14 protein-coding genes and 2 pseudogenes are annotated in these 14850 nt (G+C 52.0%); 3 read left to right on the forward strand and 13 right to left on the reverse strand.

Translation table 11 applies throughout. From position 1 onward, the window contains the following. Positions 1–202: pseudogene (locus D889_RS15785) on the forward strand (hypothetical protein); the annotation flags it as partial. A 73-nt stretch (positions 203–275) separates the two neighbouring features. Then, positions 276–464 carry an IS66 family insertion sequence element accessory protein TnpB gene (tnpB, locus tag D889_RS15995; protein ID WP_081618914.1) on the forward strand — a complete coding sequence of 63 codons (189 nt, stop codon included), beginning with the start codon at positions 276–278 and terminating at the stop codon, positions 462–464. 47 nt (positions 465–511) lie between these two features. Here tnpB and D889_RS16000 read toward each other — a convergent pair. The 13 genes and pseudogenes from D889_RS16000 to D889_RS0113015 form a co-directional block, all read right to left on the reverse strand. Further along, positions 512–724: pseudogene (locus D889_RS16000) on the reverse strand (AAA family ATPase); the annotation flags it as partial. Then, positions 637–885, reverse strand: coding sequence for a hypothetical protein (locus tag D889_RS16005; protein WP_010632515.1), 249 nt, complete (start codon positions 883–885; stop codon positions 637–639). The gene D889_RS16005 and the pseudogene D889_RS16000, both read right to left, overlap by 88 nt. Then, positions 875–1069, reverse strand: a complete 195-nt coding sequence (locus D889_RS0112960; RefSeq protein ID WP_010632514.1) for a hypothetical protein — start codon at positions 1067–1069, stop codon at positions 875–877. Before D889_RS0112960 ends, D889_RS16005 begins: the two co-directional genes overlap by 11 nt. A gap of 39 nt (positions 1070–1108) precedes the next feature. Beyond that, the gene (locus D889_RS0112965) at positions 1109–1636 is read right to left on the reverse strand and encodes a VanZ family protein (protein ID WP_010632513.1); all 528 of its coding nucleotides are present in this window, start codon (positions 1634–1636) and stop codon (positions 1109–1111) included. Positions 1637–1943: 307 nt separating this feature from the next. Further along, complete coding sequence (gene rlmD / locus D889_RS0112970) at positions 1944–3317, reverse strand: 23S rRNA (uracil(1939)-C(5))-methyltransferase RlmD (protein ID WP_010632512.1); 1374 nt, start codon at positions 3315–3317, stop codon at positions 1944–1946. A 313-nt stretch (positions 3318–3630) separates the two neighbouring features. Then, complete coding sequence (locus D889_RS0112980) at positions 3631–4572, reverse strand: diacylglycerol kinase (RefSeq protein ID WP_026039119.1); 942 nt, start codon at positions 4570–4572, stop codon at positions 3631–3633. A gap of 256 nt (positions 4573–4828) precedes the next feature. Continuing rightward, positions 4829–6265, reverse strand: a complete 1437-nt coding sequence (gene gatB, locus D889_RS0112985) for an Asp-tRNA(Asn)/Glu-tRNA(Gln) amidotransferase subunit GatB (RefSeq protein ID WP_010632510.1) — start codon at positions 6263–6265, stop codon at positions 4829–4831. Then, on the reverse strand, positions 6265–7725 hold the full coding sequence (gene gatA / locus D889_RS0112990; protein ID WP_010632509.1) for an Asp-tRNA(Asn)/Glu-tRNA(Gln) amidotransferase subunit GatA: 1461 nt from the start codon (positions 7723–7725) through the stop codon (positions 6265–6267). The genes gatB and gatA overlap by 1 nt, the downstream gene beginning before the upstream one ends. Positions 7726–7751: 26 nt before the next feature. Continuing rightward, positions 7752–8048 (reverse strand): Asp-tRNA(Asn)/Glu-tRNA(Gln) amidotransferase subunit GatC, encoded by a 297-nt coding sequence (gene gatC, locus D889_RS0112995; protein WP_010632508.1) that lies wholly within the window; start codon positions 8046–8048, stop codon positions 7752–7754. A 138-nt stretch (positions 8049–8186) separates the two neighbouring features. After that, positions 8187–9392: a CamS family sex pheromone protein gene (locus D889_RS0113000; RefSeq protein ID WP_010632507.1), complete on the reverse strand. Its 1206-nt coding sequence runs from the start codon at positions 9390–9392 to the stop codon at positions 8187–8189. A 12-nt stretch (positions 9393–9404) separates the two neighbouring features. Next, a complete protein-coding gene (gene ligA / locus D889_RS0113005) occupies positions 9405–11402 on the reverse strand; it encodes an NAD-dependent DNA ligase LigA (RefSeq protein ID WP_010632506.1) in 1998 nt (665 codons plus the stop codon). A gap of 80 nt (positions 11403–11482) precedes the next feature. After that, positions 11483–13711, reverse strand: coding sequence for a DNA helicase PcrA (gene pcrA, locus D889_RS0113010; RefSeq protein ID WP_010632505.1), 2229 nt, complete (start codon positions 13709–13711; stop codon positions 11483–11485). A 36-nt stretch (positions 13712–13747) separates the two neighbouring features. Continuing rightward, positions 13748–14044 (reverse strand): YerC/YecD family TrpR-related protein, encoded by a 297-nt coding sequence (locus D889_RS0113015; protein WP_010632504.1) that lies wholly within the window; start codon positions 14042–14044, stop codon positions 13748–13750. A gap of 223 nt (positions 14045–14267) precedes the next feature. Between D889_RS0113015 and D889_RS0113020 the strand changes: the two genes are divergently transcribed. Continuing rightward, a complete protein-coding gene (locus D889_RS0113020) occupies positions 14268–14849 on the forward strand; it encodes an HAD-IA family hydrolase (RefSeq protein WP_010632503.1) in 582 nt (193 codons plus the stop codon). Position 14850: the final 1 nt, after the last annotated feature.

The following is a 14850-nucleotide window of genomic DNA, read 5'->3' on the forward strand; positions in this document are numbered from 1 at the left end:
AAGAATGCAGGCACAAAAGCTTTTCAAAGACTATACTCTTCAATCCCTGCTCGATAAATTGGACGTCATCGAGTCCTTTGAATCCCCGGGTCATGCGCTGAGAGTTGGTGAGATCTTGAATGCCCAGAAGGCTATTTATGCGGCACTAGGATCGTCACCCGGATCATGGGATAATACATTCATTAAAGATGGATGGAGATGAATCTCATGACCTTGAACGACCGAGATTTGTTATGGAAAGAACCGTATTGAAGCCTTCGAAGCCAGCGGCCTGAATGGGGCGCAATGGTGCCGGTCTCAGCGGTTTCTGGCTTTATTATAAGCGACTGGAAAAGGGCCGGTTTCAGTGGCCGCCGGCCACCGGTGCTTCGCCCTCTTTAGCGGTTAGCCGTCGCCAGTTGAGCTGGCTGCTCGACGGCTTATCCAAGCCGTTATATGCGAGTGTTGTCTTCGTACCACGGTAATCGCGCTCAATCAGCATGAGCAGCTCACCGAAGATTTTACTCATATTACCCCGATTGATTTCATCAATGATAAAGAAGAAATCTTTGTCCGGCTGGTTTGCAGCTTTTTGGCAAAAACGATAAAAGATACCGTATTTCAACTCAAAACCATCATTCACAGGTTTATAGCCCATCATGAAATCTTCGTAAGAGTAATTCTGGTGGAACTGGACGAATTCAATGCGGCTTTCATCCGATCCATTTCTCCGATCATCGAGTATGCCGAGGCGCTTTGCTGCGAAAGTTTTCCCGACACCAGGCTCTTGTTCGGGTCGCCTTTGACGTCAACAGCAATGTATTTCATCTCCGGCACTTTAATAATTGATGGTGTAGTTCTTGGTTGGTATAAATCTTTTTCGATTTTTTTAAAGTCAATTGGCATTATTCGACCTCATCTCTTTCTCAATAAGCGTTAGTGCAATCCGCAGGGCGTTCACCCGCCTGTCGTTCAGAGTTTTCTGCGATGACTGCAACTTGCCGCCTTCCTGAATCTTCTCGCACTTGTGGAGCGTTGATTCAAGGGAGGTCTTTGCATCTTCTAGTTCCTGTTTTGTGTATTCGTTCATTTGCCCCTCCTCGATTTTGGCTTAATCAGATCGTAGTTTTTACAGTCTAAACATCATACGCCCGATATAGAGCATTCCAAATACCATGAATGACACCGAGCAATACAGCACGACCGTCGTGATAAGTCCACCTGCAATCAGCACCACCTTGTTCGTGTGCTTGCCAGACAGCTTTTTGAGCAAGAAAAACCCGACAATCCCCGAAGCACCGCCAAGGGTGTTCAGCATCAAGTCTGTTGTGTCGCTGCTGCCAATTGCCAATGTATACTGCAAAATCTCAAACACAAGGCTTACGGCAAGAACCGTAAGAATTTGTTTAATCACACCGTGTTTTTTTGCAATCGCTGCAGCATAAAATCCCAGCGGTACAAAAAGCACAAGATTAAAAAGTTTTTCGTACCCGGCGTTACCGCTAAACGGGATCAAATTGATGACGCGCTCTGTGCCGCCGATGAATGGCACACGGAACTTCCACAATATCGCCCAAACAAGGAAGAGCAAATAGACGGCAAACATTACGCTGTTAGCCGCATGTTGCCTTGGTACTTTCTTATTATCACTTGGCATCGTTTCGCCTCCTCACTTTCGGCTTAAACAGGTCATAACTATTCCCGACCATCCTCTTTAACATCTAACCTGACCACACAACCTCGGCAAAAGCCGAGAAACATCTAAATCGACCACTCGCCAAGCCCCCAAAACCCAAAACATCCAAATCGACCACTCACCAATTGCCGACATCTAAATCGCTCTGTCATGAGCAAAATCGTGCCTTTGGTCTTATTTCCACAAAGCGATATTTCTACGATTCTTGCACATTGGATTTTTTCTCTCAAACCTCGAAAGGCCCTTATTTACTGGACTTTCTACATACTCACTCTTTCACCCTTGTTATCAATGCAACCGTCTCCACATGCAGTGTCTGCGGGAACATGTCGACGGGCTGAACCTTTTTGATCGCGTAGCCGCCGGGAACAAGCAGTTTCAGGTCGCGGGCAAGGGTGGCCGGATTGCAGGAGACATAGACGATGCGCTGCGGTTTCATGGCGAGCATCGTTTTGAGCAGAGAAGCCTCGCAGCCTTTGCGCGGCGGATCGACAACAATCACGTCCGGACGGATGCCTTTGTCGTACCATTTGGGCAGGATTTCTTCTGCTTTTCCGGTTTCGAAATGAGCATTGGTGATTTTATTGAGCTCAGCGTTCGCCTGTGCGTCTTTGACAGCTTCGGGAACGATCTCGACGCCGTACACCTGTTTTGCCTTCTGGGCGAGGAACAATGAAATCGTCCCGATACCGCAATAGGCGTCAATCACTGTTTCCTCTCCCGTAAGGTCGGCGAACTTCAGCGCCTTGCGGTACAGCACTTCGGTCTGTCTCGGATTCACCTGATAAAATGACTGTGCGGAGATGGCAAAGGTGACGCTGCCGATCTGATCATAAATAACCGGACGTCCCCACAACGTCTTCGTTTTGTTACCAAGAATCGCATTCGTCCGGCGTTTGTTCACATTCTGAACAATCGATTTGATCTGCGGGTAGTTCTCTGTCAGTTCTTTGATCAGTGCCTTCCGATGCGGCAGGTCTTCGGTCCGGGTCACGAAGACGACCATGACTTCACCGCTCTTCCGGCCGGAGCGGGCCATGATGTGGCGCAGCACGCCGCTGTTCTTCGCTTCGTTGTACGGCTCAATCCCTTTGTCCTCCGCAGCATGGCGGGCAGTCTGGACAATTTTATCAATCAGCGGGTCGGTAATGATGCAGCTGTCCAGATTAACGATCTCATGGCTTCTCTTTTTGAAAAAGCCGAATGCAAACCGGCCGTCCTGCGCGGCGACCGGAACCTGTATCTTGTTCCTGTATTTCCAGGGATCGGCCATGCCGATTGTCATCCCGACGCTGATTCCAGAAAAACCGCCGATGCGTTCCAGCGCGTCGGTCACAATTCGCCGTTTATAATCCAGCTGGCCCTGTGCGCTAAGATGCTGAATCGAGCAGCCGCCGCACTGATCATAGATCGGGCAGGGAGGAACCGCCCGCAGGCTGCTTTTTTCAATCAGCCGGGTCAGACGTCCATACCCGTATCCCTTCTTCGTCTTGACCACCTGCACTTCCGCCGTTTCTTCCGGCAGCGCGCCGGGGACAAACAGGGTGTAGCCGTCAACTTTGGCGACCCCTGACCCCTCCTGAGTGAGATCCGTAAAAGATACGGTCACTTTTTCATTTTTTTCAACAGGTATGGACTCCATCATTTTTGACTCCCTTTTCATGTTTGCGTTTCATTATAGAATACAACCTCATGGCTCAGCAGTTGTTCAGCATTTAATCACTGATCACGTAAAAAGCGGGAGGATTTTGGCTCATTTTCTTTAAAAAGTAACGCGCGATGACGTTTTTCGAATGTACAGAGCTGATCCGGCAGCAAAATCAGTAGTCGATTTCGCGGATATCAGCCAATTCCGGGTTTTATCAGCCGATCTGAGAACATATCAGCCGGATTTGCAGCACCTGGCCGCTTTTTTCCTGAGCAAATAAAATGCGCCTGTTCGCCAGGCGCACCTGTCAGTCAGCCGTTAACTCTTCTGCCTGTTTCTCCGTCGTTGTCACCGCATCCGCGGTCTCTTTCGGCACCATCAGATGCAGATGATGGCGAAGATTAATGATTTCACCGGGCATGACCCCGCCGTACTCGCCATCAACATTCAGCTGCATCTTTTCCGCAGATTCAACCTTGATCCGGTGCGCCTGAGCGTAGATGATCTTCGGATCTTTCATATGCTCGCCGCGGGAAGCCAGTGAGGCGAGCCGGATAAAATCTGCAAGATTCGTCTCTTTCAAGATGATTAAATCAAACAAACCGTCATCCAGTCTGGCATTCGGTGCGATCCGTTCAAATCCGCCGACAGAATTGGTATTCGACACAAGAAAAAGCATGATGTCGCCGGAAAATGTATGCTCGTCATACTCAATTTTCACCTTTGTCGGCCGCAATGAAGGCAGCATTTCAATCCCTTTGATGTAGTAAGCCAGCTGTCCGAGAATTGTTTTCAGTTTGCTCGGCACGTCATAACTTAGTTCGGTCAGTTTACCGCCGCCGGCGATGTTCACAAAATAATGATCATTTGCCTTGCCGATGTCGATCGGAATGGCAACCCCTTCGCAAAGCACATCGCAGGCTTTTGCGATATCGCGGGGAATGTTGACAGCACGGGCAAAGTCGTTTGTCGTCCCAAGCGGCAGCACGCCGAGCGTCGGGCGAAATTCCCTTTCCGCCAGTCCGTTGATCACTTCATTGATCGTCCCGTCGCCGCCGGCCGCGATGACCAGGTCGAACCGGCGCCGGACCGCCTTCCTGGCACCCCGGGTCGCATCACCTTTGCTTTTCGTCGCATAAGCGGAGGCTTCATAACCGGCATTTTCCAGTCGGTCAAGGATATAAGCAATATTCCGCTGTGCGAGTTCTCTTCCGGATGTGGGATTGTATATGAGCCTTGCTTTTTTCATCGTCATCATCCAATCACTTTCAGATAGAGCGCGGTGACGCCAGGGTCAAATTCCGCCTGGCTGCCGGTGAGCCGACGCACGCTTCACACCGGATGCACCTTCAAATTAATTATATGGTATCTATTTTTCAAAATCAAAGCGCCGGTCCGGGGCACGGACCCAGTTTAACCGGTATTTCCGGGAAACATTCAGCCTCAATCAAAAAAGAACGGCAGGGATGTATACCCCTGCCGTCCGACAAAAACAATCAGTTGTCTTACAGTTTTTCAATCTCTTCACGAATGATTTTATTCACTGCCGTAGGATTGGCCTTGCCGTGTGACTGCTTCATCACCTGACCGACAAGGAAGCCCATCGCCCGGTCTTTGCCGTTTTTATAATCGATCATGGATTGCTTGTTGGCTGCCAGGATCGGATCGATCAGTCCATGCAGTGTCGCTTCATCCGAGATCTGAATGAGTCCCTTTTCCCGGACGATCTTCTCCGGATCGCCGCCCTTCTCGATCAACGTCTTGAAGACTTTCTTGGCGATCTTACTGGAAATCGTTCCTTTTTCAATCAGCTGAACCAGTTTGGCCAGTGCCTGCGGTGTCAGCGGTACTTCGTCGATCGTCTTGTACTTGCTGTTGAGATAGGCAGAGATATCACCCATCAGCCAGTTGGCCGACAGTTTGGCATCGGCGCCTTCAGCGATCGTGCTTTCAAAGAAATCGGACATCGTCTTCGTCTGGGTCAGCACCATCGCATCATAAGCCGGCAGGCCGAGTTCGTCCACATAGCGTTTCTGACGGGCATCCGGAAGTTCAGGAATCTCGGCGTGGATCCGGTCGATCCAGCCCTGATCAATTTTCAGTTTGATAATATCCGGCTCCGGGAAGTAGCGGTAGTCGTCTGATCCTTCCTTGCCGCGCATCAGCGTGGTTGTCTTCGTTGCGTCATTATAACGGCGGGTCTGCTGCTCCACCTCGCCGCCGGAAAGCAGAATCCGTTCCTGGCGCTTCTCTTCGAAGGCAATCCCTTTCTCGACAAAAGTGAGCGAGTTCAGGTTCTTCAGCTCGGTTTTCGTGCCGAATTCCTTCTGGCCGTACGGGCGGATGGAGATGTTGGCATCGCAGCGCAGCGAGCCTTCCTCCATCTTGACATCAGATACACCGATGTACTGCATGATCGCCCGCAGTTTATCAAGATAGGCATAAGCTTCCTGAGGTGTGCGCATATCTGCTTCTGAAACAATTTCGATCAGCGGCGTACCGACACGGTTGAAATCGACCAGCGAGCCGGAACCATCCTCAAGGTGGTTCAGCTTCGCAGCGTCTTCTTCAAGGTGAAGCCGGTGTACACCGATCCGCTTTTTCTTCCCGTCCACTTCAATTTCAATATAGCCGTTGCGTCCGATCGGCTGGTCGAACTGCGAGATCTGGTATGCCTTTGGGTTATCCGGATAGAAATAGTTCTTGCGGTCGAACTTCGTCACCCGGGATATATCGCAGTTCAGGGCGAGTGCTGCTTTGATCGCATAGTCCACTGCCTGACGGTTCAACCGCGGCAGGACGCCGGGATGGCCAAGACAGATCGGACAGGTATGTGTATTCGGCGGTGCACCGAATTCATTGGCACAGCCACAGAATGCTTTCGTTTTTGTTTTTAATTCCACATGCACTTCGAGGCCGATGATCGTTTCAAAATTACTCATCAGTCATTCGCCCCCTTGATGGCCGTCGGTGCCAGTTTAAATCCGGCGGTTTGTTCATAAGCGTGCGCTGCGCGATACAGCGTCTCCTCACCGAACGGGCGGCCGATCATCTGCAGACCGACCGGAAGTCCGTCGGCGAGACCGCACGGCAGACTGATCGCCGGAACACCGGCCAGATTGACCGGAATCGTCAGCAGATCGTTGGCGTACATCGTCAGCGGATCATCCACTTTTTCACCGATTTTGAACGCGGTGGTCGGGGTGGTCGGGCCGACGATAATATCATGATTCTCCAGCACTTTTTCAAAGTCCTGTTTGATCAGCGTACGTGCCTGCTGCGCTTTTTTATAATACGCATCATAATAGCCGGAGCTCAGTGCAAAGGTACCGAGCATGATGCGGCGTTTGACTTCATCACCGAAGCCCTGGCTGCGCGACTTCTTGTACATCTCGATCAGGTCTTTGGACTCGGCGCGTTCGCCGTAGCGGACCCCGTCAAAACGGGCCAGGTTGGCCGAAGCCTCTGACGACGCAATGATGTAATAGGCAGGAACTGCGTACCGGGAGTGCGGCAGTGAAACTTCTTCGCAGACAGCGCCGAGCGCTTCGAGCTGACGGACCGCATCTTTGATCTTGTCCTTGATTGCCTCATCGATGCCTTCACCGAGATATTCCTTCGGGACGGCCACACGCAGACCCTTAATGTCTCCGGTGAGTGCCGCCGAATAATGCGGCACCGGCACGTCGGCGCTCGTCTCATCGTAGGGATCCAGTCCGGCGATCGTTTCCATCAGATAGGCATTATCTTCCACCGTCCGTGTGATCGGTCCTACCTGATCCAGGGAAGACGCGAAAGCTACGACGCCAAAACGGGAAACGCGCCCGTATGTCGGCTTCATCCCGACAACGCCGCAGAACGCCGACGGCTGGCGGATCGACCCGCCGGTATCCGTGCCGAGTGCGAACAGCACTTCACCTGAGGCAACAGCCGCTGCCGAACCGCCGCTCGAGCCGCCCGGCACCCGGTCCAGATCCCATGGGTTGCGGGTGATCGCCATGCTGGAGTTTTCCGTTGACGAGCCCATGGCGAACTCATCCATGTTCAGCTTGCCGATCATAATACTTTTTGCGGCTTTGACTTTTTTAATCACAGTCGCATCAAAAATCGGATCATAGTTATCGAGAATATGGCTGGCACAGGTCGTCCTCAGACCTTTCGTCACCATGTTATCCTTGATTCCGATCGGCATGCCGTAGAGCAGCGTATCCGCTGCAGCTTTCTCATCCAGTTCTTTTGCGTCTTCTCTGGCGGCCTCTTCATTCAGCGTCAGAAACGCTTTAACCTGATGATCGACCTTGCCGATGCGCGCATAGGCTTCATCGACAAGATCGGATGCCTTGATTTCCTTCTTATGTATCTTCTCTTTAAGAGACACAAGGCCCTCTTCAAAAAGTGGCATCTTCCGTCTTCCTCCTCCTGTATCGGTCAGTCCGCTTCCATAATTTGCGGTACTTTAACCTGTCCGTCTTCCTGAACAGGCGCATTCTTCAGCGCTTCTTCCCGTGGCAGCGACGGTTCGACCACATCATCACGCATGACATTGTACATATCAAGCACATGGGTTGTCGGTTCAACGCCTTCCGTATCCAGTTCATTCAGCTGTTCGGCAAAGCCGATAATGTCCCCCAGCTGTGTGGTGAACTTCTTGATCTCCTCATCATCAAAAGAAAGCCTTGCCAGATTGGCGACATATTTAACCTGTTCCTCAGAAATTCTGCTCACCAAAAGTCACCTCCAGACTGAATCATTTCGCGTCGTTTGCAGCGTCCGGGCAAACGCTCATAATGCTTTAATCATACCAAATTCTGCCGGTACAGTGCAATGACACCCGATCCCGGCAGAAATAAGAAATTGGATGAATTAATGCTGATAGATGGAGACAAAAGCGTTATTCATGCTCGCTCTCCGTTCAATCAGCGCGTTCTGCACATCTCCTGTTTTTATATTAATTTGAACCGGCACGTCACGGGGAAAGCTGAAACTGTTATTGACGATATTGGCGACATAATTCGTAAAGCCGATAATCTCCGTCTGATCTCTGAACTTGTTCATATTGATGTTCATCGTCAGCTGTTTCAGCGTCCCGTTCTGGTAAAAACCGGAACCCACCACATCGATATAATCCGGGTAGTATTTCTGGACGGCACTTCTGAAGCTGTTGAATCGTCCGGCATCCGCTTTATATGCCGAACTTGCCGCGCTCGACGGAAATACGACATGATGGTTATCCACCGTTGTCCAGCCGCCGATCGTCGAGGACCCGGCACCAACCGTTGTTCTGGCAAAAAAGTCGCCGGAAACCAGCGCATTCGGTGCGGCCGTCATATACAATGTCAGAAAAATCGGTACCTGGCCCAATCCCTTGACACTGCGGATCCGCTGCAGAATCTGCGGCGCGTGCGCTTCACCCCAGGCCCTGACTTTAGCCCTGTTCAGCGGCACCGAAATCTGGTGAATCAGGCCTTTGCTGTCGGTAATGCTGTCGGAATAAACCGAGTTCAGCGACACGGCAATCGAGACGCCGCCAAGCGTATATTTCCCGCCGCCGGTCTTTTTCAAGTAATCCTGTTCGAGAACATAATTGATGTACTTCGGGCTGCTCTGCGCCTTTTTCACCGCACTGCCGCTCTTGGCAAGCGGCGGGTTCATTCCGGAGAGCGTTTTTCCTGTACTCTGGCCGTTCTGCAAGTTGGTCTGCTTCTGGCCCTGACGGTAAATAAAACTGTTGATGGTCGTGACATCAAGGTACTGGCCGGTCTGGAAAACATACTGATTCGGGCTGAACACGCTTTTTGACAGATCCATCAGGCCGGTCTCCAGTTGATCGCTGTCGGAGAGGTTCGTCGCGCCATACTGAATATAGCCGCGGACGGTGTCGTTGGCGAGCGGCCGCATCATCTGGTATTCACCTTTTCCCGATCCGGGTACAATCCGGGCCGTTTCAGTCTTGCCGGTGTGCTTGTTGACCACCTTGCTTGTCGTATTCGTGTTAAACCAGCAGCCGGACAGAACCAGTTGCAGACTGAGCACAACGGCGACCGCCGCGCCCATTTTTTGATGTTTCAATCAGAACCCTCCTCAGTCCTTGAGTGAATCAAGAAAACGTGCTTCATCCCAGATTTCAATAGACCACTTTTTCGCTTTATCAAGTTTCGAACCGGCGGCTTCTCCGGCAATGACCAGATCCGTGCTGGCACTCACACTGCCGGTGACATTGCCGCCGCGCTGTTCAATCTCCTTCTTCGCTTCCGTGCGGGTAAAATGCTCCATTTTGCCGGTCAGCACAACCGTCTTCCCGCTGAATGGCGTATCTGCCGGAGCCGGTGCATCCGGTCCGAGATAGGTCATATTCAGTCCCGCTGTTTTCAGTTCATCGATCAGTGCGGCCACTTCCGGCTTGGCAAAATAGGTGCGGACGGAGTCAGCCATCTTTTCTCCGATCTCGTCCACCGCCGTCAGTTGCTCCATCGATGCCGCGGCCAGCTGATCCATCGTGTGAAAGGCACGCGCCAGGATCTGCGCTGCCTTGGCACCGATGAACCGGATGCCGAGCCCGAACAGCAGCCGTTCCAGGGAATTCTGCTTGGACCGTTCAATCGCCTCAAGCAGATTGGTGACCGATTTCTCGCCCATTCGGTCTAAAGCGATCAATTCGTCAAAATTCAATTTATAAAGATCAGCCACATCATGAATCAGGTGCTTCTCAAAAAGCTGCGTGATGACCTTCTCGCCCAGTCCGTCGATATTCATCGCATTCCGGGAAACAAAGTGAATCAGGCCTTCACGGATCAGCGCGGGGCACTTCGGATTGATGCAGCGCAGGGCCACTTCTTCTTCGAGACGAACCAGCGCACTGCCGCATTCCGGACAGTTCTCCGGCATCGAAAAAGGAATTTCCTTGCCTGTCCGCTGCCCGGTCAGCACATTGACCACTTCCGGAATGATGTCTCCCGCTTTATGGATCACCACCCGGTCGCCGATCCGCAGATCCTTCTCGCGGATCAAGTCTTCGTTATGCAGCGTCGCCCTTCTGACCGTCGTTCCGGCGACCTGAACCGGTGTCAGCACGGCAGTTGGCGTGACCGCACCGGTGCGACCGACGCTGATCTCGATCGCCTCAAGCCGGGACACCACTTCTTCAGCAGGAAATTTATAAGCGATCATCCAGCGCGGCGTTTTGACAGTATGTCCCAGCGCCGCCTGCTGCGCCATGGAGTCCACCTTGACGACAATGCCGTCAATTCCATACGCCAGGGAATCTCTTTTTTCCGTATATTCCTTTATATAGTCAAACACTTCCTGCATTGTCCGGCAGCGCCGCGACTCCGGATTGACCGGCAGCCCGAGCGTCCTGATGGCCTGAAGCAGTCCGTAATGTGTCGTGATCTTTTCCCGGTTAAACGTGCCGGCGCTGTAAAGAAATACCGCAAGCCGCCGGTGCGCCGTGATCTTCGGATCGAGCTGGCGCAGCGAACCGGCAGCCGCGTTCCGCGGATTGGCAAAGAGCGGCTCGCCGTTCGCCTGACGCTGCTGGTTCAGCTTGTCAAATGATTTCTTCGGCATATAACATTCGCCGCGCACCTCAATGGTTTCGTCCGTAGGCAGGGTCAGCGGCAGCGAGCGGACCGTGCGCAGATTGTTCGTGATATCTTCACCGGTCGTGCCGTCGCCGCGGGTTGCGCCGAGTACAAACCGGCCGCGTTCATAGGTCAGGGAGATCGCCAGCCCGTCGATTTTCAGTTCGCATACATAAGTGACGTCATCGCCGACCTGCTGGCGGACACGGCGGTCAAAATCAAGCAGTTCTTCTTCGCTGAACACGTCGCCCAGGCTGAGCATCGGAATCTCGTGGGTCACCTTCGTAAATTCTTTAAGCGGTTTCCCGCCGACGCGCTGGGTCGGAGAATCCGGTGTGATCCATTCCGGATGCGCCTTTTCAGCCGCGATCAGCTCCTGCATCAGCCGGTCGTATTCACTGTCGGGAACACTCGGATTATCTTCCACATAATATTCATAGCTGTACTGATTGAGCCATTTGCGCAAATCGCGGACATGAGCGGGCAGATTGTCTTCCATGTTTCTCTGTACTCCTTTTCAGACGGTGCATCCGTCCTGTGTATTGAAAGAAGGCGTCATCGGTCTCATCATGTACCTTTTCATACTTTTTCAATCGGTGCAAAGGCTCCGAGCAGCCGTTTCAGGCCGACCGGATTCGGGAAAGCAATATCGAGTTCGATGCTGTCGCCCTTCCCCTTTGTGCTGACGACCGTGCCCTCGCCCCACTTTTTATGCCTGACTTTGTCGCCGGCATGCCATTCCTCATCAGACACGGCTCGCTTTTTCAGCATCGGCGCCGGTGTTTTATACACCTGACCGAACCGGCTGCCGAACGGCGAGCCGAATCCGCTCTGAGCGGCAAAATGCCGTGAACTTTCCTGATGCTCCGGTTCCTCAATATCGAGCAGTTCATCCGGAATTTCCTTGACGAATCGCGACACCGGATTGGTCACCGTCTGCCCGTACAGCATGCGGATCTGAGCCGATGTCAGGAACAGGCGCTGCTTGGCCCGGGTAATCCCGACATATGCGAGCCGCCGCTCCTCTTCCATGGCGTCCTCGTCATCCATCGACCGCGACAGCGGGAAAACGCCGTCTTCCATACCGACAAGAAAGACGACCGGAAACTCAAGGCCCTTGGCCGAATGGAGCGTCATCAGCGTCACAGTATCCTTGACATCTGTGTCTTCGGTGTCCTCGGAATCCGTATCCAGAGCCAGCTCGGTCAGAAAATTAATCAGCGACTTGTCTTCGTGAGACGCTTCAAATTCTTTCGTCACGGAGAGCAGTTCATCAAGGTTCTCCAGCCTGCTCTGCGCTTCGATTGTCTTTTCCGCCTTCAGCGCCTTGCGATAGCCGCTCTTATCGAGAACTTCCTCCACAAGGTCGGTCACCGACAGAAATTCCTGCATCTTCGACCAGTTGAGAATCAGATCCGAGAACTCTTCCATTTTCCGGGACGCACGGGCCGCAACGCCGGTCTGCCCGACTTCGCCGATCGCCTTCATCAGCGACAGATCGGCATGAATCGCATAGTCGGCCAGTTTATCCATCGACGACGCGCCGATTCCCCGCTTCGGTTCGTTAATCACCCGGGCCAGACTGATGTCGTCGTCCGGGTTGGCAATCAATTTCAGATAGGACAATATATCTTTAATTTCCTTACGTTCATAGAATTTAATACTGCCGACCATCCGGTAGGGAATGCTGGACTTGAGCAGTGTCTCTTCAATCACTCGCGACTGGGCATTCGTCCGGTACAAAATCGCCAGATCCGAGTACTTGAACCCGTCACGAAACAGATTGCGGATTTTACCGGCGACATAGTACGCTTCATCGTGCTCCGTGCCGGCCTTGTAATAGGTCACCTTTTTCCCCTCGGCATTCTCCGTCCAGAGGTTTTTCGGCTTGCGGTGGTGATTGTTCTCAATGACATGGTTGGCGGCATTCAGAATCATTTTCGTCGAGCGATAGTTCTGCTCAAGCTTGATCACCGTTGCATCCGGATAGTCCTCTTCAAAAGAGAGGATATTGTGAATATCGGCCCCGCGCCAGCCATAAATTGACTGATCGGAATCACCGACCACGCACAGGTTCTTGAACCGGTCCGCCATCATGTGTACGAGCAGATACTGGGCACGGTTCGTGTCCTGATACTCATCAACATGGATGTACTGAAACTTTTTCTGGTAATAGGCCAGTACTTCCGGAACCTTCTGAAAAAGTTTCACCGTGGTCATGATCAGATCGTCGAAATCCAGCGACTGGTTCTGCAGCAGCCGCTTCTCATATTCCTTGTACACATCACGGACCACTTCGTCGTACGGACCGGCCGCCGTCTTCGCAAAATCAGCCGCCGTCTTCAGCACATTCTTCGCACCGCTGATCGTTCCGAGAATGCTGCGCGGCGTGAACTTCTTCGGATCGAAATTCAGATCCTTGAGAATATGTTTGACAACCGACTGCTGATCGGTCGAATCCAGTATCGAAAAATTGCGGCTGATGCCGAGCCGGTCGATATCGCGCCGGAGAATGCGCACACACATCGAGTGGAATGTCGACACCCAGACATCATTAACAAGCGGCCCGGCAAGTTTCGCCAGCCGCTCCTTCATCTCTTTCGCCGCTTTATTAGTAAACGTGATCGCCAGCAGATTCCACGGCGCCACGTCTCGTTCAATCATCAGATAAGCCATGCGGTGCGTCAGCACGCGTGTTTTTCCACTGCCGGCGCCCGCCATGATTAACAGCGGTCCCTCATGATGCCTGACCGCTTTCAACTGCTCGGGATTCAGCCCCTCGAGTAATTCCTGTGACGTGCTGTCCATCGTACCACTTCCTGATTTTCTGTTACTTATCCCTGTTTACTGATTGGCGCCAAGTCGTTTCAGTGTCATTTGATAGCCGTCGTTACCGAAATTGATGCATCGTTTCACCCGGGAAATCGTCGCAGTGCTTGCCCCGGTCTCTTCTTCGATGTGATGGTACGTATGGCCGGCCATCAGCATTCTGGCCACTTCCAGGCGCTGGGACAATGACTGGATTTCGCCCATCGTGCACAGATCGTCAAAGAAACGGTAGCATTCCTCGCGACCTTTCAGCGTCAGGATCGCGTCAAACAGCTGGTCCAAAGCCTTGCCTCGTAATTTATCGATTTGCAATCTCGTCCATTCCTTCCTATAGTCCATCCGATTCAGCCGGAGCGAGTGCCGTTCAGTGTCGTGCACTGCTCTGTGAAAGTATTTCATTTATCATCTTACAACAATTAAACTTGCGATAAAAGGCAAAAAAATTTAGTGTTAAATTGTACCCGGTCATGTCTGAAGAACGGGTTTGAAGGAAATAATCGGGTAATAAGGAGAACTTCAGAGGTGTTTTACAGTCATGAATATTCTATGGGACTTTGACGGGACCCTGTTCAATACCTATCCGGTGTATACAGGGCTGATCAAACAGATTCTCGGCGATGAGGCAAGCAGCTCCGACATATACGGACAATTGAAAAAATCTTTTGGCGAAGCATTCCGGTATTTTCAACTCTCCGGCGCTCAGACACAGCGTTTTTTCGAGTTGTATCAAAGTACGCCGGCCGAGTCGTTTGTCCCTTTTAAAGATGTTGAAAAAGTCCTTGACTACGCGCAGAAAAATTTTATCGTCACGCACAATGACCGGGAGAACCTGTACCGGATGCTGCGGCCGTATCAGTTTGACTCCTATTTTACCGAAACGGTGACCAGCGATGACGGCTATCCGAAAAAACCTAATTCCCTGGCCTACAGGTGTCTGAAAAAGAAATATCAGATCGACCTAGTTATCGGCGACCGGCTGCTGGACATCGTTCCCGGACATGAACTCGGCATCCGCACGTGCCTTTTTCAGAATCATGAGCCCGGCGCGGATTTTTACCTGGACGAGTATAAAGACTTCTTCCGGAAGGTCGTACAGACGGAGAGTACAAATCGATAAG

The organism is Sporolactobacillus vineae DSM 21990 = SL153 (assembly GCF_000377985.1).
Classification (GTDB): Bacteria; Bacillota; Bacilli; order Bacillales; family Sporolactobacillaceae; genus Sporolactobacillus; species Sporolactobacillus vineae.

Bases quoted from the DNA above. Each gene is read 5' to 3' on its own strand.
- gatA (WP_010632509.1), bottom strand. From the start codon at position 7,725: ATGCCACTTTTTGAAGAGGGCCTTGTGTCTCTTAAAGAGAAGATACAT.
- pcrA (WP_010632505.1), bottom strand. From the start codon at position 13,711: ATGGACAGCACGTCACAGGAATTACTCGAGGGGCTGAATCCCGAGCAG.
- D889_RS0112980 (WP_026039119.1), bottom strand. From the start codon at position 4,572: ATGAAAAAAGCAAGGCTCATATACAATCCCACATCCGGAAGAGAACTC.
- gatB (WP_010632510.1), bottom strand. From the start codon at position 6,265: ATGAGTAATTTTGAAACGATCATCGGCCTCGAAGTGCATGTGGAATTA.
- D889_RS0113020 (WP_010632503.1), top strand. From the start codon at position 14,268: ATGAATATTCTATGGGACTTTGACGGGACCCTGTTCAATACCTATCCG.
- D889_RS0112965 (WP_010632513.1), bottom strand. From the start codon at position 1,636: ATGCCAAGTGATAATAAGAAAGTACCAAGGCAACATGCGGCTAACAGC.
- D889_RS0112960 (WP_010632514.1), bottom strand. From the start codon at position 1,069: ATGAACGAATACACAAAACAGGAACTAGAAGATGCAAAGACCTCCCTT.
- ligA (WP_010632506.1), bottom strand. From the start codon at position 11,402: ATGGAAGACAATCTGCCCGCTCATGTCCGCGATTTGCGCAAATGGCTC.
- tnpB (WP_081618914.1), top strand. From the start codon at position 276: ATGGGGCGCAATGGTGCCGGTCTCAGCGGTTTCTGGCTTTATTATAAG.
- D889_RS16005 (WP_010632515.1), bottom strand. From the start codon at position 885: ATGCCAATTGACTTTAAAAAAATCGAAAAAGATTTATACCAACCAAGA.
- rlmD (WP_010632512.1), bottom strand. From the start codon at position 3,317: ATGGAGTCCATACCTGTTGAAAAAAATGAAAAAGTGACCGTATCTTTT.